Below are 18830 nucleotides of genomic sequence, written 5' to 3'. Positions count from 1 at the left end.
ATTACGTGTGTACATTCATTGGAACGTAATACAGCGATCGCGACAATCCGGTTACAGGCTCTCCGGTGCCCGCTCTTTCCTGAAGTGAAGGCGGTTGAGGGCGTTGATGTAGGCTTTTGCCGATGCTTCGATGATGTCAGTGGATGAACCGCGGCCAACCACTGTCTCGTTGCCATCCACGAGGCGCACGGTCACTTCGCCCTGGGCATCGGTACCGCCGGTGATGGAGCCCACATTGTACTGCTGGAGCCGGGCCTTGGTCTTGGTGAGCTTTTTGATGGCCTTGAGTGTGGCATCGACAGGACCATCTCCCAACTCTGCGGTACGTACGGCAACCCCGTCGATCTCCATCTGCACTGTCGCAGTTGCCACAGCAAACGATCCGCAGGTCACCGTAATATGTGCCAACCGATACTTTTCGGAGGGGCGCATAACTTCATCCGCCACAATGGCGTCCAGATCTTCGTCGAAAACCTCTTTTTTCATATCCGCGAGGGCCTTGAAACGCTCGAAGGCTTTATTCAGGTCCTCGTCACTCAACTCATAGCCCAGTTCGGTAAGGCGCTTTTTGAAAGCGTGACGACCGGAATGCTTGCCAAGAACCAGAACGTTAGCCCGGAGTCCGACCGATTCCGGGGTCATGATCTCATAGGTGGACTTTTCCATCAGGACGCCGTGTTGATGGATGCCCGACTCGTGGGCAAAGGCATTGGCGCCGACAACTGCCTTGTTGGGCTGGACGCCGATACCGGTGATGGTGGAAAGGAGCCTGCTGGCCGGCACAATCTGATCCGTGGCCACATTGGTCTTGAACGGAAGGATGTCGCGCCGGGTCCGGATTGCCATGACGAACTCTTCCAGTGAGCAGTTGCCTGCACGCTCACCAATACCGTTGATGGTGCACTCAACCTGGCCCGCACCGGCCTGCACCGCAGCGATGGAGTTGGCAACCGCCAAACCGAGGTCGTTGTGGCAGTGGACGGATATGACCGCCTTCTCGATGTTGGGAACGTTATCCTTCAGGTATTTGATGATGTTGAAATATTCGAAGGGAATGGTATAGCCCACCGTATCGGGGATGTTCACGGTAGTCACCCCCGCATCAATGACCGCCTCCACCACTTCGGCCATGAACTTCAGGTTGGTGCGCACGGCGTCCTCGCAGGAGAACTCCACGTTGGGGGTGTACGACTTGGCCCGCTTCACCGCCTTGACCGCCGCCTCCAGTACCTGTGAGGGGGACATCTTCAGCTTGTGCTTCATATGGATGTCCGAGGTGGCGATGAAGGTATGGATTCGCCCTTTCTCGCCGGCATACTTCAGGGCATCCCAGGCCCGGTCTATGTCCTTGTCGTTGGCGCGGCACAGGCCCGCGATCTCGGGGCCCTTGATGGTCTGCGCCACCCGCATGACCGCTTCGAAGTCACCCTCGGACGCGATGGGAAAGCCGGCTTCAATGACGTCCACGTTCAGTTTTTGGAGTTGCTTGGCAACCCTGAGCTTTTCCTCGATGTTCATGCTGTTGCCGGGAGACTGTTCACCGTCACGCAGTGTTGTATCGAATATCTTGATAATTTTCTGCTCTGCCATGGCATACCTCCTCATTGGTGATAGACGTTTCATACCAGTTGCAATGCCAAATGCAACCGTCGCTTGGCCGGAAAATCGGCCGGATACAAAAAAGCCTCCGCCCTGATAAAGGGGCGAAGGCTTACGCTCGCGGTACCACCCTTTTTCGTCCTCGCACGCGCCGATAAACGGCGGCACAAGAACCTCATTTTCCCTTAACGCGGGATACGGCCCCAACTACCTGCGGATCGTCAATCGGCAACGACCGATTTCGCGGGGGCGGCTCCGAGGCGAGTTCATCCTTCCTTATACCGGTTTGCACCACCCACCGGCTCTCTGGCGTCGGCATTTCGACAAGGATAAGGGGTCGGACTACTACTCCTCTTCATGGCCTTTTTCTAAATTGTTTAGTGATAATAGAGAACGACTTCTCGGCCTGTCAAGACATTTTCTTCGTAATTATGACATGTTCCAAGATACCAAACATTGTTTGACACAAGAAAACACCTAGACAGGTCAGTGGTCATCCTTGGCATGCCGATGATGGAGCGCTTTTTCCAGGCGGCGACGGCGCGGCAGGCTCATTAAAAATCCGATGATCCCTGAGAATGTGTAACAGAAAAAGATGACAAAGAGCATGACGACCGGCTCAGCCGCTATGACGATCAAAAGCAATACGGCCAGCACCAGCATGGCGAAGGGTTGCCGTTTGATCAGCTCCGGATCCTTGAAGGAGTAGTAGCGGAAGTTCGATACCATGAGAAACGCCAGGAGATAGATGAGCGCGAGTATCGCTACCTTTTTGTACGAACTTGGCCAGCCGAAATGGTAGAAAAGAAGCACCGTTGCGGAAACCATGCTCGCTGCGGCCGGAATGGGAAGTCCAACGAACCGCTTGTTCTCCACCGTATTGACCTGCACATTGAAGCGGGCAAGACGCAAAGCGCCGCAAACCACGAAAAGGAAGGCGGCAAGCCAGCCGAGGCGGCCGAAAGGCTGGAGCGCCCACTTGTACATGAGCAGACCGGGAGCAACCCCGAAGGCAACAACGTCGGCCAATGAATCGTACTCGACTCCGAACTTGCTCGATGTGCCGGTAAGCCGCGCAACCTTTCCGTCGAGCCCGTCGAAAATGGAGGAGATGAGGATCCAGAGGGCTGCCGTCTTGAAATCGCCGTTCATGGTGGCGACCATGCCGTAGAAGCCAGCAAAGAGGCTCCCTGTGGTGAAGAGGTTGGGAAGGATGTAAATACCCTTGCGCATGCTCTCCGACATATCGATTTTTTCACCATTCATGGCAGAATCCCCAGGACGGTCTCACCGGCTACCGTCTTTTCACCCATGGTGACCTTGATCTCGGCAGTGGTCGGCAGATAGATGTCGAGACGCGAGCCGAAGCGGATCAGGCCATAGCGTGTTCCCCTGGTGAGCCGGTCCCCCTTCCCTGCGTAGCAGACGATGCGCCGGGCAATGAGACCTGCCACCTGCACGACAGCCAGCCGAAGGCCACGGGCCGTCTCAATGACCAGCCCCGCCTGCTCATTCTCAAAAGTGGCCCGTTCGTCTCGCACATCGAGAAATTTGCCCTTCACGTAGAAGGTATCGAGCACCGTGCCACTCACCGGTGCCCGGTTGATGTGGACGTTGAACACCGACATGAAGATGCTGATTTTCGTGGTTTCCACTCCCAGGTGCTCTTCGCGGGCAGGTCCGAGATAGATGACAACGCCGTCTGCGGGTGCAACTACGGCATTCTCGTCACCGGGGGTTATCCGTTCGGGATTGCGGAAGAAAAAGGCAATGAACAGCGTAATTGCCAGAAAGAGAGCCGTCCCCGACCAGACAACGGGAACATGCCAGGATACGGCGGCAAGGATGAGCGTCAGAACGCCGGCAATGGCGATAAAGGGATACCCCTCGACTGCTATGGGGGTGTTTTCATTCCGCATCAATGGACCTCGGGTCAACACCGGATGCCACCCGTCAAACGGCAAATGAGGCCGGATGCGACCGTGGAGTCAGAACTCCCGTCGTATCCGGCCTCACCGTGGGTGCAGCCGAGTGTATCAGTTTTTGGATTTATCGACGATCTTGGACGAACCGATCCACGACATCATGGAGCGGAGCCGTGCGCCGACGTCCTCGATGGGATGCTCCATGCCCTTGCGGCGCAACGCATTGAAGGTCGGCGTGTTGGCCTTGTTCTCCAGCATCCACTCCTTGGCGAACTGGCCGCTCTGGATTTCCCAGAGGATCTGCTTCATTTCCTTCTTGGTCTCGTCGGTGATGACGCGGGGACCGCGGGTCAGGTCACCGTACTCGGCGGTGTTGGAGATGGAGTACCGCATGTTCGCGATACCGCCCTCATAGATCAGATCAACGATGAGCTTGGTTTCGTGCAGGCACTCGAAGTAGGCCATTTCCGGCGAATAGCCCGCTTCCACAAGGGTTTCGAAGCCCGCCTGGATCAGGGCCGAAATGCCGCCGCACAGCACGGCCTGCTCACCGAACAGGTCGGTCTCGGTCTCTTCCTTGAAGGAGGTCTCGATGATGCCTGCGCGGCCGCCGCCGATGGCGGAAGCATAGGCCAGAGCCACATCGCGGGAGTTGCCGGACGGATCGTGGTGAATGGCGATAAGACAGGGAACCCCGCCTCCCCTCGTGTATTCGTGACGCACCAGGTGACCGGGTCCCTTGGGAGCAGCCATGATGACGTTGATGTCCGGGCGCGGAGTGATCTGACCGAAATGGATATTGAAGCCGTGGCCGAATGCCAGATAGGCCCCCTGCTTCAGATAGGGGCCGACTTCCTCGCGGTAGACATCGCCCTGGATCTCGTCCGGCAGGAGAATCATAACCACGTCGGCACCCTTCACCGCATCCGCGGTGGGGAGAACCGTCAGCCCGGCGCCGGTGGCCTTGGCCACGGAGGGAGAGTCGGCCTTGAGGCCGACCACCACGTCGACACCCGAATCCTTCAGGTTATTGGCATGGGCGTGGCCCTGGGAGCCATAGCCGATGACGGCTACCCTTTTTCCCTTGAGCACGCTCAGATTGCAGTCCTTGTCGTAATAAATCTTCATCACTTTCCTCCTCGTATTTGTTCGATCAACACCTGAAACGAACGGTGAATGTAATCGGCCCTACCCTTTCCACCCCCTGGCGCCGCGCCCGATGGCCGCCGGACCGGTTCTGACGAGCTCCTTGAGCCCCAGGGGGCGGAGCAGTTCAAGGATCGCATCGATCTTGGCCGGCGTTCCCGTGGCCTCGATGGTAAAGGAACGGGGCGTAACATCAATGATTTTGGATCTGAAAATATCGACGATCCGCAGCACTTCAGCCCGGGCATCGTCCTCGGCGGTCACCTTGATGAGGGCCATTTCCCGCTCAATCACTTCCCCGTCGGTGAAATCAATGACCTTGATGACATCGATGAGCTTGTTGAGCTGCTTGGTGATCTGCTCGAGAATCTGGTCGTCCCCCCGGGTGACGATGGTCATGCGGGAGATGGATTCGTCATTGGTGGGCGCAACCGAGAGTGAGTCGATATTGAAGCCGCGGCCGGAGAAGAGACCGGCCACGCGAGAGAGAACACCGAATTCGTTTTCCACCAGAACGGTGATCGTATGTCGCATGTATGAAGCCTCCTGAGGAATGGGAGAGCGGGTCGGGCGTCACCGACGACGGCCGACCCGACTTGCACGGTTAGGCGTTGAGCACCATTTCATTGAGAGAAGCCCCGGCGGGCACCATGGGGAGGACCTTTTCCTCCCGCGCGATCTTGAACTCCATGATAACCGGTCCGGGCGTCTCGAATGCCTTCCTGATGGTGCCTTCCACCTCGTCCACCTTGGTGGCCTGGAGGCCGGTCGCACCGAAGGCCTCTGCCAGCTTGATGAAGTCGATGGGCAGCTCCATGCAGGTCTGGGAGTAGCGGCGGTCAAAGAACAGCTCCTGCCACTGCCGGACCATGCCGAGGAAATTGTTGTTGAGAATGCAGATCTTGACCGGCAACCGATTCTGGACCAGGGTCGCCAGTTCCTGCATGTTCATCTGGAAGCCGCCGTCACCGCATATGGCGATGACCTGGCGATCGGGATACGCAGCCTGGGCGCCCATGGCGGCAGGCAGTCCATAACCCATGGTGCCGAGTCCGCCCGATGACAGGAGGGTCCGTGCTTTGGTGAAGGTGAAAAACTGGGCAGTCCACATCTGGTGCTGCCCCACGTCCGTGGCGATGATGGCGTCGGGCTCGGAAAGCTCCCGAAGCTTCTGGATAACGTACTGGGGCTTGATGACCGAGGTTGTCTGCTTGTAGGTCATGGGATGCTTCTGTTTCCACCCTTCGATCTCGGCCATCCAGGGTTCAATACCTGTGCGGAAGCGTTCCACCTTGTCCCCCTGCTCCTCCAGCACCTTGAGCATCTGGGACAGGACCTTCTTCACCTCGCCCACGATCGGAAGGTCGACCCGCACGTTCTTCCGGATGGACGTGGGGTCCACGTCCACATGGATGATCTTCGCGTGGGGGGCGAAGGTGGCGACCTTACCGGTTACGCGGTCGTCGAACCGGGCGCCCACGGCAAACAGCATATCGCAGTTGGTTACCGCCATGTTGGCGTAGTAGGTCCCGTGCATTCCCAGGAGTCGCAGAGCCTGATGATCATCCTCGGGAAAGGAGCCGAGACCCATGAGGGTCGTGGTAACCGGCATATTGAGCCTTTTGGCGAAATCATACAGTTCGCCGGCTGCATCGCCGGAGATCACCCCTCCACCCACGTAGATCACCGGCTTCCTGGCCTCCAGCATGAGGGAGACGGCCTTTTCGATCTGCTTGGAATGCCCCTCCACCGTCGGCTTGTAGCTCCGCAATTCGATGGAGTCCGGGTAGTGAAACTCAGCGGTGGCGATCTGCACGTCCTTGGGAAGATCCACGAGGACCGGCCCCGGACGGCCCGTGCGGGCGATATAGAATGCCTTCTTGATGATGGACGGGATATCTTTCACGTCCTTTACCAGGAAATTATGCTTGGTGCACGGCCGGGTGATGCCGACAATATCGACTTCCTGGAACGCATCGTTGCCGATAAGGGCCGTGGGTACCTGGCCGGTAATGACCACCACGGGGATGGAATCCATGTATGCGGTGGCAATGCCGGTGACGGTATTGGTGGCACCGGGGCCGGACGTGGCGATGGCTACCCCCACCCGACCGGTGGCACGTGCAAAACCGTCGGCCGCGTGGACGCCGGCCTGTTCGTGCCGGGGAAGAATGTGACGTATCTCCTTGAAAGAAAACAGCTCATCATAGATGTTGATTACCGTGCCGCCGGGGTAGCCGAACACGGTATCGACCCCTTCGAGCTTGAGGCATTCGAGTAATATTCTCGCTCCTGTCATTTTCATGCAAAGCCTCCTGCGGGCAAATGGAAAAAGTTTCAGTCGGCCGAGGTCACCGCACCGGTGTAGGCGGATGTCACCACCTTGGCGTAGCGGGCGAGCCAGCCGGTTTTGATCTTCGGCTCGGGCGCCGTCCAGCGGGAACGACGCTCTTGCAGAACCGCCTCGTCAACGAGGAGTTCCAGCCGACGGTTGGGGATGTCGAGCAGGATGCGGTCACCCTCCTCCACCAGGGCAATGGGTCCGCCCTCTGCGGCCTCGGGAGAAATGTGGCCGATACAGGGACCGCGGGTGCCCCCGGAGAACCTGCCGTCGGTGATGAGCGCAACCGAATCGCCGAGACCGAGCCCCATGAGGGTCGCCGTGGGTGCCAGCATCTCCCGCATACCCGGCCCCCCCTTGGGGCCCTCGTAGCGGATGACCACCACGTCGCCGGCAACGATTCTGCCCCCCATGAGAGCCGCCATGGCCGCCTCTTCAGAATCGAAGCACCGGGCAGTCCCCTCGAATGTCATCATGGCATCCGAGACGCCGGACTGCTTGACTACGGCGCCCTTGGGCGCCAGGTTGCCGAAGAGGACGGCAATCCCCCCCTCCTTCTTCACCGGGTTCGACAGGGGACGAATGACTCGTTCGTCCACAGACTCCACGGTTGAAGCGAGCTCGAGAGTGGAGAGCCCCATGACCGTCGGGTTGTCACGGACCAGAGGACCAAGCTGCCGGAGTACACCCATGACGCCGCCACCGGCGTCCAGATCCTCCATGAAGTACTCGCCCGCCGGATTCATGGAAGATATCTGGGGGGTTTCCTTGGCTAGCGTGTCGAATGTCTCCAGCGGCAGGTCAACTCCAGCCTCCCGGGCAATGGCCAGGAGATGGAGCACCGTATTGGATGAGCCGCCCAACGCAAGGTCCACGCGAATGGCATTCTCAAAAGCGTCGCGGGTAAGGATCTGGCGCGGGGTGATATCGTTACGGACAAGATCGACGATCTTCTCCCCGGACGCAAAGGCGATGCGCCGTTTGAGGGCCGACACCGCCAGAGCCGTGCCACAGCGGGGGAGGCTCATTCCCAGGGTTTCGGTCAGAATCGCCATGGTATTGGCAGTGAAAAGCCCCTGACAGGATCCCATGCCGGGACAGGCATTGTCCTCGCAAACACCGAGCTCACGCTCGTCGATCACCCCGGCCTTGTAGCGGGCCATGGCCTCGAAGGTATCGGTAACGAACGAATAACGGCGCCCCTCCGTGCCACGGCCGGCCATCATCGGACCCGCGGTAACCACGATCGAAGGGATGTTGAGCCGTGCCGCCGCCATAAGCATGCCGGGCGTGATCTTGTCGCAATTGGTGAGCAGCACCAGGCCGTCGAGCCGATGGGCTTCAGCAACAGACTCCACCATATCGGCAATGAGTTCACGGGTGGGAAGCGAGTAGTGCATCCCCTTGTGTCCCATGGAGATGCCGTCGCAGACCCCGGGAATGCCGAAGAAAAAGGCGTATCCACCGCCCGAGTGGATGCCTTTTTCGATAAAGCGCTCCAGATCGCGCATCCCCACATGGCCGGGGATCAGGTCGGTGAAACTGGTGGCCACGCCGATGAACGGCTTGTCCATCTGGCTCTGGGGGACGCCGGTGCCCTTGATGAGAGCGCGGTGCGGCGTGCGTTCAATGCCCTTCTTTATGGTATCGCTGCGCATGGGAACTTACCTCGCGACTGGCAAAGTATGGACCGGCACCAACCACCCTCTGCGGAAGGGGAAGAATCTGACGTGGCCGGTAAGGTAAAGTGTGAACATAATACAACCGGGGGTGCGGTGTCAACTCCAATAAAATGGCGTTATACCGCCTTTTGGCACATCCTGGCGAGCTCCGCCTCGGAAGGTCTGATGTAGGTGGGATTGAGAAGCGGCAGCGGGACAGCGGCTCCTGTGCGCAGCAGTTCGCCCGCCAGGAGTGCTCCGGCTGAGGCTCGGGGCTGGTGACAGTGTGCAGGGGCGAAGAAAGCGCGATGTCCCAGGATCGACTCGATGGCTTCCCGGTACCGGATGGCCCCGTCTCCCACGAATATGGCCTCCCCTTCGATCGCCTCCAGGAAGCGTTCGGGCGGCGCAACGCAGTCGGCAATGATCGGCTCGGGAGCGGCCGTCACCCGGTAGAGCCCCCCGTACACCTCTTTTTTTCGAGCGTCGAACAGGGTGCAGACCGGCAACGAACTCCAGGGGAGGTTCAGGGCGAGCATGGCGAGGGACGAGAACCCAACGGCAGGCTTGCCGGTTGCCAGGGCCAGGCCCTTGACCGTGGCTACTCCGATCCGGACACCGGTGAACGATCCCGGCCCCAACGCCACGCCGAAACCGTCCAGTTCCTCCAACTCCATGCCGGTATCCCGCAGCAGAAGATCTACGGCTGCCAGCAGCCGCTCCGAAGGATGACGCTCGGCCTCCAGCAGGTATTCGCCCGCGCATCGGCCGTTGATGCTCAGTGCCGCACTGCACGTGGACGTGGAGGTGTCAACGGTGAGGATCTTCACGCTATCCCTGTCCCACGATGTAGCGGGCGATATCGTTGTAGAACGCCAACACCATCAGACCGATAAGAAGGGCAAGCCCGACCTGCTGGGCGATCTCGCGCGCTCTCATGCTGACCGGTTTGCGGAAGATCAGCTCCCACAGGTAGAAAATCAGGTGGCCGCCATCCAGAATCGGGATGGGAAGAAGGTTCAGGACGCCCAGGTTGATCGAGAGAAGCGCCATGAATGCCAGAAAGCTGACTCCTCCTGCTTCGGCCTGCTGGCCGGCCATCTTGGCGATCATGATCGGTCCGCCGATGGTATCGAGGGGGACGGCCCGCTCGATGATCTTCACCAGGGAAACGACCGTAAGCCGGATCACGTTGCCGGTCTGAACGGTTCCCCGCTGCAGGGCGTCGCCGACGGGATACGTGTCAATGACCGTTTCGCCCGAGGCAACCACGCCGATGACCGGGGTGGTGACGGTTTCACCGAGAAGGTTCTTGCCGGTCCGCGTTTCGGGCGTCACGCGGAAGGTCTTGATCTCTTCCCCCCTCTTCACCTCTATGACAAGGGGAGCGCCCTTTCCCGCGGATATCTCGGCCGCCATCTCCTCCCAGCGGGAGACAGCCTTGCCGTTAACGCCGGTAATGACGTCGCTTGCCATGATGCCCGCCTTGGCAGCGGGCTTGTCCTTGACGACCTCGCCGACCTTGGAGGTTACCGAGGGAACGCCGATCATGAAGATCGCAATGAACACGAGCCAGGCAAAGATCAGGTTGAAGCCCGGTCCGGCCACAACGATCCCGATTCGCTTGAGGGGAGGCTTTTCGGCAAAGGAACGGGCCTTGTCCTCGTCGGAAAGTTCACCTTCGACGCCTTCTCCCACCATCTTCACGTACCCGCCCAGGGGAAACGCGGAGATAAGGTACTCGGTTTCGCCCACCTTCCTCCCGATGAGCTTGGGACCGAAGCCGAGCGAGAACTTTTCGACCCCCACACCGAAGAGTTTGGCGAAAATGAAGTGCCCCAGTTCGTGAACGAAGATCAGTATGCCTAAAACGATGACGGCGGAGATGATGCTGACCATGGTCTCCTCTCGTGCTGCGGTTAGCGGCGGACAAGCCCCACGAGCTCGCGCGCCTTCTCTCGCGCCCAGCGGTCGGTGATGAGCACCTCCTCGATGGTGGAAAGGGTGTGCGATTCATGGGCGTCCATGGTTCGGGCGATAGTGGCGGCAATGTCGATGAATCCGATCGCCCCGGACAGAAAAGCCTCTACCGCCACTTCATTGGCGGCGTTCATGACCGCGGGCATGCTTTCCCCGGCGGCTAACGCGTCGTAGGCAAGCTTCAGGGCGGGGAAGCGGCGATAGTCCGGCTTGAAAAAGGTGAGCCCGGACAGAGTAGTGAGGTCAAGGGGATTCACCCCGGTGGGAACCCGCTCGGGATAGGTCAGCGCATAGGCGATGGGGGCCTTCATGTCGGGAACGCCCAACTGAGCCATGACGCAGCCGTCCACATACTCGACCATGGAATGGATGATGCTCTGGGGGTGAATGTTCACGTCGATCCGCTCCGCCGGCGTATCGAAGAGCCAGCGGGCCTCGATCACCTCCAGCCCCTTGTTCATCATGGTGGCCGAGTCGATGGTTATCTTGCGGCCCATGGACCAGTTGGGGTGGTTGAGGGCGTCGTCGATCGACACCCGGAAGAGCTGATCGAGCGGCAGGTTCAGGAAAGGCCCGCCCGAGGCGGTAAGGATGATCCGCAACACATCCTTGCGGCTCTGCCCCTCCATGGACTGGAACACGGCACTGTGCTCGCTGTCAACGGGATAGAGCCTGACATTCTTGTCCCGCACCAGATCCATGATAAGCCGGCCGGCCGTGACCAGGGTTTCCTTATTGGCAAGGGCCACATCCTTGCGGCCCGTATGGCTGCGGCGGTCGGAACCAGCCCGGCGGCACCGACTATGGCGGCAACAACCATATGGGCATCCCCAGCCGTGGCTGCGGCGATAAGCCTTCAACGCCATGATGGATCTCCGGCTTGCACCCCGACAGACTCCGGTCCAGTTCAACGGCCAGTTTTTCGCTCAGAACGCTGACCATTTGCGGCCGGAACGTCTCGATCTGCCGCTTCAGCATCTCAAGGTTGTTGCCGGCAGTAAGGGCAACGACACGGAAGCGGTCGGGATGGGCGGAGACGACTTCCAGCGTGCTGACCCCAATGGAGCCTGTTGATCCGAGTATGGTGATGTTTTTCATGGATACCCTGCCAAACCTATCGGTTCATGAACACGAAAAGAGCGTAGTAGTAGGCAGCCGGCACAGCAAACAGAATGCTGTCCAGCCGGTCGAGGATGCCGCCGTGACCGGGCACGATCGCCCCCGAATCCTTGACGCCGAAACTGCGCTTGAGCAACGACTCGAAGAGATCGCCGACCTGGCCGAGAACTCCCAGCAGGAGCGCCGTGGCAATGCAGTCAAGCACGGTCAGCCCGGGGAAAAAGGTAAGACGCGCCACAAAGGTTCCGGCAAGGCTGCCGAGTAATCCGCCGATCGCCCCCTCAACGCTCTTATTGGGGCTGACTGACGGATAGAGCTTGCGTCGGCCCAGATTGCTTCCCACATAGTACGCTGCCGTATCTCCGGACATGACGATAACGAGAACGAGGAAGATCCAGTCGACCCCGTCCGGAAGGGCACGCAACCATACCATGTGGGTCAGGAGCAGCGGCACGTAGAGAAACCCCGTCGCGAACAGGGCCGTTTCGGCAGCGGCTGCCCTGATATCGCGGAAGCTGAAGAGAACCCTGAGCGCGTATGCCAGGAAAACAACCGTCAGGACAAAAGCGAGCAGGGTTGCCGACGTGCGGAAAGGAACCATTTCAACGAGACGATCCTGGGCAGCCAGGACCGCCGGAACAAGCGCCCCGGCCAAGGAAGCCGCCACTCCCTCCACCCTGCGGTCAGGAAGAGCCATGCGGTAGTATTCGCCGAGTCCCAGGAACGTGAGGACAACAACGAACGAGGCAAAAAGGACATAGCTTGCCTTGAGGATGAACAGGATCAGCAGAGGGAGGGCAATAATCCCGGTAATGACGCGCTTAATGGCTAGCTCCTCGTGTTGATCTGATCGCTCGTGCGGCCAAAGCGCCGCTCGCGTGCCTGGTAGTCGCTTAACGCCCGGTACAGTTCCTGCGGCGTGAACTCGGGCCAGTTGACCGAGGAAAAGTAGAGCTCCGTATAGGCCAGTTGCCAGAGAAGGAAATTGCTGATCCTCATTTCTCCGCTCGTGCGGATGAGGAAATCGGGATCCGGGAGTCCGCCGGTGAACAGATACGAGGAAAAGGCGGTCTCATTAACCTCATCGGCCTTGAGCACGCCGGAAGCGATATCAGAGGCGATCCGCGCGGCTGCGTCATGATCTCCTGGCGCGCGCCGTAGGAAAGTGCCAGGGTTAGGATCATGCCGGTATTGCCGCTGGTCCGGTCGATGGCCCCCTGAACGGCTTTGTTCACATCCGGCGGCAGTTCATCGCGGTTGCCGATGACGTTGAAGCGGATATTGTTCGCATCCATCCGCGCAGCCTCGGATGCTATGTACTTCTTCAGCAGAGCCATGAGCGCCTTGACCTCGGTCTTCGGCCGGAGCCAGTTCTCGGCTGAAAAGGCGAACAGAGTCAGATAACCGATACCGAGCCGGGAACACTCCTCAACAATGACCCTGACCGTCTCCACCCCCTTCTGGTGGCCGATGATCCGCGTGAGCATCCGTTCCTGAGCCCAGCGGCCGTTACCGTCCATGATAATGGCCAAGTGCCTGGGGAGTTTATCGGGTATGAGGCCGTGCATATCTTCACCAGAAACAAAAAATCCCCTTTAAACGGGGGGTTAAAGGGGATTAAACCATAAAAGCAGTATGGGCGCAAGGGAAAAAACGAAATGACGAGGTTGCGCCGCCATTGCCCGCGCCTCCTCACACCTCCATGACTTCCTTTTCCTTGTGCGCCAGGACCTCATCAACCTTGGCGACGTAGACGTTCGTCACATCCTGGACCTCTTTCTCGGCGCGTTTGAGGTCGTCCTCGGATATCTTCTTGTCCTTCTCCAGCTTTTTGAGGCCGTCAATGGCATCGCGACGGATGTTCCGGATGGCTATCTTGGCATCCTCGGCCGTCTTTTTGAGCGACTTCACGATTTCCTTGCGACGTTCCTCGGTGAGGGGAGGAAGGCTGATCCGGATGAGCTTGCCGTCGTTGGATGGTGTAAAACCGAGGTTGGCGTTCAGGATCGCCTTCTCAATGACCGAAATCATCTTTGCTTCCCACGGTTGGATGGTGATGGTCCGCGGCTCGGGCACGGCAAGGGTCGCCACCTGGTTGAGCGGAGAGGGATTGCCGTAGAAATCCACCCTGATCTCGTCAAGAAGACCGGTGTTGGCCCGACCGGTGCGAACCTTCTGGTATTCGCGACGCAACGATTCGACCGACTTCTCCATGTGTGACTTCATATCGTTGATGACGTCCTTTGTCATGTCATTCTCCTTTCACAATGGTGCCGATCTCTTCGCCGCACACCACTTTCTTGATATTGCCGTAGGTGGTGATATCGAACACGATGATGGGAAGATTATTGTCCATGCAGAGCGAGGTTGCCGTGGCATCCATGACCTGTAGCCCCTTCTTGAGCACCTCAAGGTAGGTAAGCCTGGGGTACTTCATAGCCGTCGGATCCTTCTTGGGGTCGGCCGAATAGACGCCGTCGACCTTGGTCCCCTTGAGAATGACGTCCGCCCCGATTTCCATGGCCCTCAGGCTTGCCGCCGTATCGGTCGTAAAATAGGGGTTGCCGGTGCCGGCGCCGAAGATGACGATCCGCCCCTTTTCCAGGTGGCGGATGGCCCGCCTCCTGATGTAGGGCTCCGCCACTTCCTGCATGGCAATGGCCGACTGGACCCGCGTGTCGACGCCGACCTTCTCCAGAGCATCCTGCATGGCCAGAGAGTTGATCATGGTCGCAAGCATGCCCATGTAGTCGGCGCTGGCACGGTCCATTCCCTTGGAAGAAGCGGCAAGCCCGCGGAAAATGTTGCCACCGCCGATCACCAGGGCCAGTTGGGAGCCGGTGGCCACAACTTCCTTGATCTCGGCAGCGATGGCGGTAATGGTCCGGGGATCAATGCCGTATCCCTGGTCTCCTGCCAGGCTTCTCCGGAAAGCTTCAGCAGCACTCGTCGGTAATAGGGTGTACCCATGATGTTCTGTCCTCGTACACGCTGTTAAGGCGCCTGGCGGCGCGAACGCAAAAAAGGCCGGCCATGTTCCATGACCGGCCCGTGTGTCGTGCTACAGACCCGCTGCGGCGGCTACCTCCGCGGCAAAGTCGGTGTCCTTCTTTTCGAGCCCTTCACCCAGGACGAAGCGCGCGAAACGCCGAACCGAGATGTTCTCGCCGATGGAGGAGATGGTCTCGTTAAGGAACTGCTGAACGGTCTTGTCCGAATCCTTGACGAAATTCTGCTCCAGGAGGCATATCTCGGCGTAGAACTTGTTGACCTGCCCCTCGATGATCTTCTCGATAATATTTTCCGGCTTGCCCGTTTCACGGGCCTTGGCGCGATAAATCTCCTTCTCGCGCTCGAGAATCTCTGCGGGAACTTCCTCGCGACGCACGAACTGGGGGGAAGCGGCGGCGATGTGCATGGCGATGTCCTTCACGAACACCTGGAAATTATCGTTGCGCGCCACGAAATCGGTCTCGCAGTTTACCTCCACAAGGACCCCGATCTTGCCGCCGGCGTGAATGTAGGAACCAACGGCACCTTCGGTGGCTGCCCGGCCAGCCTTTTTCGAAGCGGCAGCAAGACCCTTTTTCCTGAGGTAATCAACTGCCTGCTCGATGTCGCCATTGGTTTCGGTGAGGGCCTTCTTGCAGTCCATGAGGCCGGCACCGGTGATTTTACGCAGTTCGTTGACCTGTGCAGCTGTAATGCTCACTGTATCCTCCCTGGTGAAGGGACGGACGCCGAAGCGCCGTCCCGATCAATATGCGATGTGATGAATCGGGCCGGATCAGGCCTCGGCGCCACTCTCTTCCGCCACGGCTTCCACAGCCTCCTCGTCACCGGTCTGAAGAGCGGCGTCCCGAGCCTGGGAACCCTCGATGACCGCATCGGCCATCTTGGAAGTGAGCAGACGGATGGCACGGATGGCGTCGTCGTTGCCGGGAATGACGTAGTCGATGGGATCAGGGTCGCAGTTGGTGTCGACCACGGCCACCACGGGAATACCGAGCTTCTTGGCCTCACTGATGGCGATGGTCTCATTCTTGGGATCGATCACGAAGAGCGCGCCGGGAAGCTTGCCCATCCCCTTGATGCCGCCGAGGATCTTTTCGAGCTTCTCACGCTCCTTTTCGATCTTCAGGGCTTCCTTCTTGGTGTACGCCTCAATGGAGCCGTCGGCGAACATGGCGTCCAGCCGCTTGAGGCGGTCGATGCTCTGCTTTACGGTGACGAAGTTGGTCAGCATGCCGCCGAGCCAGCGCTGGTTGACGAAATACATGCCGCAGCGGGCTGCTTCTTCGCCGATGGCGTCCTGTGCCTGCTTCTTGGTGCCCACGAAGAGCATGGTCTCGCCGGCCTGGGCATTCTCGCGAACGAAATTGTACGCATTCTTGAAGAGGCGTACGGTTTTCTGGAGGTCGATAATATAGATACCGTTACGCGCCCCGAAGATATAGGGCTTCATCTTCGGGTTCCATCTCTTGGTCTGGTGGCCGAAGTGAACGCCGGCCTCCAGAAGCTCCTTCATGGTGATGTTCGACATGCTTTCTCTCCTTTTCGGTTGTGCCTCCGCCTTCCTGCTGATGGCCGGAATCCGCTTGGGACACCGCCGGCCCGATGGAAGGCGTGCGTGATTTGAACAGCAAATCCATATACCATAGAGCACCCCGCTTTCGCAACACCAAAGATTGGCGCCGCCATGCTCTTATATTTACATGCCGCACCCCTTCGTGTATCATGGCAGCCCAATGTCCCGACTCCTGTTTCGCTATATCTGCGCTGAAACCGCAGTCCCCTTTGCACTCGGCCTCACGGTATTCACCTTTGTCCTGCTGATGGGACGCCTCCTGAAGCTCGCCGAGATGGTTTTCGCCCGCGGAGTCCCGTTCCTCGACGTTGCCCGCCTTATCCTCTACATGCTCCCCTCATTCCTCCTGGTGGCGATTCCCATGGCATTTCTCCTGGCGGTGCTCCTGGCCATGGGACGGCTTTCGGCCGACAGCGAGGTGACCGCCATGAAGGCCAGCGGCATGAGCATCGGGACCATTGCCGTGCCGGTGATCGTCTTCGGGGTTATTACGTACGCCGTCACTACGTTTGTCTCGGTTTACGCGCTTCCCTGGGGCAATACCGCGTTCAAGAAGTTCCTCCACGGGGTCATAGAGACGCGCGCCGCCATGAGTATCACAGAAAAGGTCTTTAACGACGAATTCCCCGGCCTCGTGATCTACGTGGACGGCTTTGACCCCAAATCCGGACGGATCAGCGGCATCCTGATCCATGACGAGCGCAACCCCGACGAACCCTCGACCATCTTTGCCGCTTCCGGCCAGTTGGCAACCAACCCCGAGGAACGCATCGTTCGCCTGCGGCTGGATAACGGCGGCATTCATCGGGGCATAGGTACCGGCGGCTACCGTCTCGTGGAATTCACCAGCTACGACCTGAGCATTGCCCTGCAACAGGAGCAGAAAAAGGCTCGCCTCAACGAGGAGGATATGACCCTGGGCGAACTCCTCGCCCGTACGAAATCCCCCGAAGAACAGCCCAAGCTGGTCCGCGAGATGCACTTCGAGCTTCACAAGCGTTTTGCCCTTCCCTTCGCCTGCGTGGTGTTTGCGATCATAGCCGTTCCCCTGGGTATCCAGAACCAGAGATCCGGGCGTGCCGGAGGTTTTGCCTCGGGCATCATCCTGCTCATGCTCTACTATATTCTCATGTCCGCCGGCAAAACCGTCAACGAGAAGGGAATCGCTCCGGCATTCGTTGCTGTCTGGATCCCCAATGCACTGTTCCTGGGCCTGGGGATATTTCTCCTGAAACGGGCGGCCCTCGACCGGGCAATCCCGCTGGCGGGGTACGTGACAACGGCCCTGGCATGGGTACGGCACAGATTTGAGCGGAGGAAGACGTGACCATCCTGACCCGCTACATCGCCGGTGCCTACCTGAAAATTCTGGGGCTCTGCCTGGCGTCCTTCGTCGCCATTTACCTGGTCATCGACTTTCTGGAAAAAATCGGTCGGCTCCTCCGCTTCCAGCCCCGGTGGATCGATATCATCCAGTACTTCATCTGCAAGCTACCCGAGATCATCACCCAGGTCATCCCGCTGGCAGTGCTCATGTCCACGCTCCTCACCCTCGGCATGCTTTCCCGCAACAGCGAGATCGTCGCCATGCGCGGCTGCGGCGTGGGGCTCGGCAGAATCAGCGCGCCGCTCATCGTCATTGCCGCCGCGGTCAGCCTCATCACGATTTTTTCCAACGAATTCGTGCTGCCTTCCAGCTATCGACAGATGCGCTACGTGGACCAGGTGTTGATCCGCAAGCAGGGAACCAACACGTTTTTCCGCCAGAACAACATCTGGCACAAAGACGAGAGTGCGATCATGATGGCCAGGGTGTTTGACCCGGCCCAGCAGACGCTGCGGGGGATCACCCTCTGGCGTTTTTCGGACGGGATGCGCCCGGTCAGCAGGATCGATGCCGCCGAAGGGACGTGGGACGGTGCGAGGTGGACCTTCAAGACGGTGACGGTACGGGGGCTCGCCGGCCCTTCGGTGGAGACGAGAACGCTGGCCTCGCTCCCGGCGGAGCTCAACCTCAAGATTGAGGACCTTAAGGTGGTGGACAAGTATGCCGATAACATGGGCTTTTTCAAGCTGCGCGATTACGTGCGGAAACTGAAGGCGGGAGGATATGACACCACCCGCTACGAGGCCCAGATGCACTCGAAGATATCCCTTCCCTTCGCCTCGCTCATCATGGCGTTTCTGGGCATACCGTTCGCCCTGCGGGGAGGAAGGTCGAGCGGGGTCGCTCTGGGGATTACGGCGAGCATCGGCATCGGGTTCGCCTATTTCATAACCAACTCCATCCTCATTTCATTCGGCCAGACCGGCATCCTTCCGCCGCTGATCTCCGCATGGGCGGCGAACGTGCTCTTTGCCCTGTCGGGCATCTGGCTGGCAATGACCCTGGACCGTTGACACGACGCCGGGGCGTGGTCTACTTGGCACATCGGGACCGGGCACGATGGTCGTCCCGTCGAGGCGATGCG

At 59.2% G+C, this 18830-nt stretch carries 15 protein-coding genes and 3 pseudogenes; 2 read left to right on the top strand and 16 right to left on the bottom strand.

Annotation, left to right across the window (positions count from 1 at the left end; genetic code table 11):
• Window positions 1-51 precede the first annotated feature (51 nt).
• The 16 genes and pseudogenes from A2G06_07325 to A2G06_07250 form a co-directional block, all read right to left on the bottom strand.
• Entirely contained in the window at window positions 52-1590 is a 1539-nt protein-coding gene (locus tag A2G06_07325) for a 2-isopropylmalate synthase (GenBank protein ID ANA40152.1), read from the bottom strand.
• Between the two features lie 495 nt (window positions 1591-2085).
• A complete protein-coding gene (locus tag A2G06_07320) occupies window positions 2086-2865 on the bottom strand; it encodes a CDP-diacylglycerol--serine O-phosphatidyltransferase (GenBank protein ID ANA40151.1) in 780 nt (259 codons plus the stop codon).
• Window positions 2862-3518, bottom strand: a complete 657-nt coding sequence (locus tag A2G06_07315; protein ANA40150.1) for a phosphatidylserine decarboxylase — start codon at window positions 3516-3518, stop codon at window positions 2862-2864. The genes A2G06_07320 and A2G06_07315 overlap by 4 nt, the downstream gene beginning before the upstream one ends.
• 117 nt (window positions 3519-3635) lie before the next feature.
• Window positions 3636-4652, bottom strand: coding sequence for a ketol-acid reductoisomerase (locus tag A2G06_07310; GenBank protein ID ANA40149.1), 1017 nt, complete (start codon window positions 4650-4652; stop codon window positions 3636-3638).
• A 60-nt stretch (window positions 4653-4712) separates the two neighbouring features.
• Window positions 4713-5204, bottom strand: coding sequence for an acetolactate synthase small subunit (locus tag A2G06_07305; GenBank protein ANA40148.1), 492 nt, complete (start codon window positions 5202-5204; stop codon window positions 4713-4715).
• 70 nt (window positions 5205-5274) lie between these two features.
• Window positions 5275-6975 (bottom strand): acetolactate synthase catalytic subunit, encoded by a 1701-nt coding sequence (locus tag A2G06_07300; protein ANA40147.1) that lies wholly within the window; start codon window positions 6973-6975, stop codon window positions 5275-5277.
• Window positions 6976-7007: 32 nt separating this feature from the next.
• Complete coding sequence (locus A2G06_07295) at window positions 7008-8669, bottom strand: dihydroxy-acid dehydratase (GenBank protein ANA40146.1); 1662 nt, start codon at window positions 8667-8669, stop codon at window positions 7008-7010.
• A gap of 140 nt (window positions 8670-8809) precedes the next feature.
• On the bottom strand, window positions 8810-9502 hold the full coding sequence (locus A2G06_07290; GenBank protein ID ANA40145.1) for a tRNA threonylcarbamoyladenosine biosynthesis protein TsaB: 693 nt from the start codon (window positions 9500-9502) through the stop codon (window positions 8810-8812).
• 1 nt (window position 9503) lies between these two features.
• Window positions 9504-10571: an RIP metalloprotease RseP gene (locus tag A2G06_07285; protein ID ANA40144.1), complete on the bottom strand. Its 1068-nt coding sequence runs from the start codon at window positions 10569-10571 to the stop codon at window positions 9504-9506.
• Window positions 10572-10591: 20 nt separating this feature from the next.
• Window positions 10592-11750: pseudogene (locus tag A2G06_07280) on the bottom strand (1-deoxy-D-xylulose-5-phosphate reductoisomerase).
• Between the two features lie 16 nt (window positions 11751-11766).
• Window positions 11767-12597 (bottom strand): phosphatidate cytidylyltransferase, encoded by an 831-nt coding sequence (locus tag A2G06_07275; protein ANA40143.1) that lies wholly within the window; start codon window positions 12595-12597, stop codon window positions 11767-11769.
• A gap of 2 nt (window positions 12598-12599) precedes the next feature.
• Window positions 12600-13339, bottom strand: a pseudogene (locus A2G06_07270) (isoprenyl transferase).
• Between the two features lie 124 nt (window positions 13340-13463).
• A complete protein-coding gene (gene frr, locus A2G06_07265) occupies window positions 13464-14021 on the bottom strand; it encodes a ribosome recycling factor (protein ID ANA40142.1) in 558 nt (185 codons plus the stop codon).
• 1 nt (window position 14022) lies between these two features.
• Window positions 14023-14741: pseudogene (gene pyrH, locus A2G06_07260) on the bottom strand (UMP kinase).
• A 91-nt stretch (window positions 14742-14832) separates the two neighbouring features.
• Window positions 14833-15483: an elongation factor Ts gene (tsf, locus tag A2G06_07255; GenBank protein ANA40141.1), complete on the bottom strand. Its 651-nt coding sequence runs from the start codon at window positions 15481-15483 to the stop codon at window positions 14833-14835.
• Window positions 15484-15558: 75 nt separating this feature from the next.
• On the bottom strand, window positions 15559-16314 hold the full coding sequence (locus A2G06_07250; protein ANA40140.1) for a 30S ribosomal protein S2: 756 nt from the start codon (window positions 16312-16314) through the stop codon (window positions 15559-15561).
• Between the two features lie 205 nt (window positions 16315-16519).
• On the opposite strand from A2G06_07250, the gene A2G06_07245 reads away from it, so the two are divergent.
• Entirely contained in the window at window positions 16520-17686 is a 1167-nt protein-coding gene (locus A2G06_07245) for an LPS export ABC transporter permease LptF (GenBank protein ANA40139.1), read from the top strand.
• A complete protein-coding gene (locus A2G06_07240; GenBank protein ID ANA40138.1) occupies window positions 17683-18759 on the top strand; it encodes an LPS export ABC transporter permease LptG in 1077 nt (358 codons plus the stop codon). Before A2G06_07245 ends, A2G06_07240 begins: the two co-directional genes overlap by 4 nt.
• Window positions 18760-18830: the final 71 nt, after the last annotated feature.

It is taken from the genome of Geobacter anodireducens (assembly GCA_001628815.1).
GTDB classification, from domain to species: Bacteria; Desulfobacterota; Desulfuromonadia; order Geobacterales; family Geobacteraceae; genus Geobacter; species Geobacter anodireducens.
Note: the sequence above shows the minus strand (reverse complement) of the source record. Positions and strands in the feature narration are given on the sequence as shown.

Excerpts from the sequence above, each read along its gene's own strand:
- A2G06_07325 (ANA40152.1), bottom strand. The coding sequence starts at position 1,590 with ATGGCAGAGCAGAAAATTATCAAGATATTCGATACAACACTGCGTGAC.
- A2G06_07320 (ANA40151.1), bottom strand. The coding sequence starts at position 2,865 with ATGAATGGTGAAAAAATCGATATGTCGGAGAGCATGCGCAAGGGTATT.
- A2G06_07315 (ANA40150.1), bottom strand. The coding sequence starts at position 3,518 with ATGCGGAATGAAAACACCCCCATAGCAGTCGAGGGGTATCCCTTTATC.
- A2G06_07310 (ANA40149.1), bottom strand. The coding sequence starts at position 4,652 with ATGAAGATTTATTACGACAAGGACTGCAATCTGAGCGTGCTCAAGGGA.
- A2G06_07305 (ANA40148.1), bottom strand. The coding sequence starts at position 5,204 with ATGCGACATACGATCACCGTTCTGGTGGAAAACGAATTCGGTGTTCTC.
- A2G06_07300 (ANA40147.1), bottom strand. The coding sequence starts at position 6,975 with ATGAAAATGACAGGAGCGAGAATATTACTCGAATGCCTCAAGCTCGAA.
- A2G06_07295 (ANA40146.1), bottom strand. The coding sequence starts at position 8,669 with ATGCGCAGCGATACCATAAAGAAGGGCATTGAACGCACGCCGCACCGC.
- A2G06_07285 (ANA40144.1), bottom strand. The coding sequence starts at position 10,571 with ATGGTCAGCATCATCTCCGCCGTCATCGTTTTAGGCATACTGATCTTC.
- frr (ANA40142.1), bottom strand. The coding sequence starts at position 14,021 with ATGACAAAGGACGTCATCAACGATATGAAGTCACACATGGAGAAGTCG.
- A2G06_07250 (ANA40140.1), bottom strand. The coding sequence starts at position 16,314 with ATGTCGAACATCACCATGAAGGAGCTTCTGGAGGCCGGCGTTCACTTC.
- A2G06_07245 (ANA40139.1), top strand. The coding sequence starts at position 16,520 with ATGTCCCGACTCCTGTTTCGCTATATCTGCGCTGAAACCGCAGTCCCC.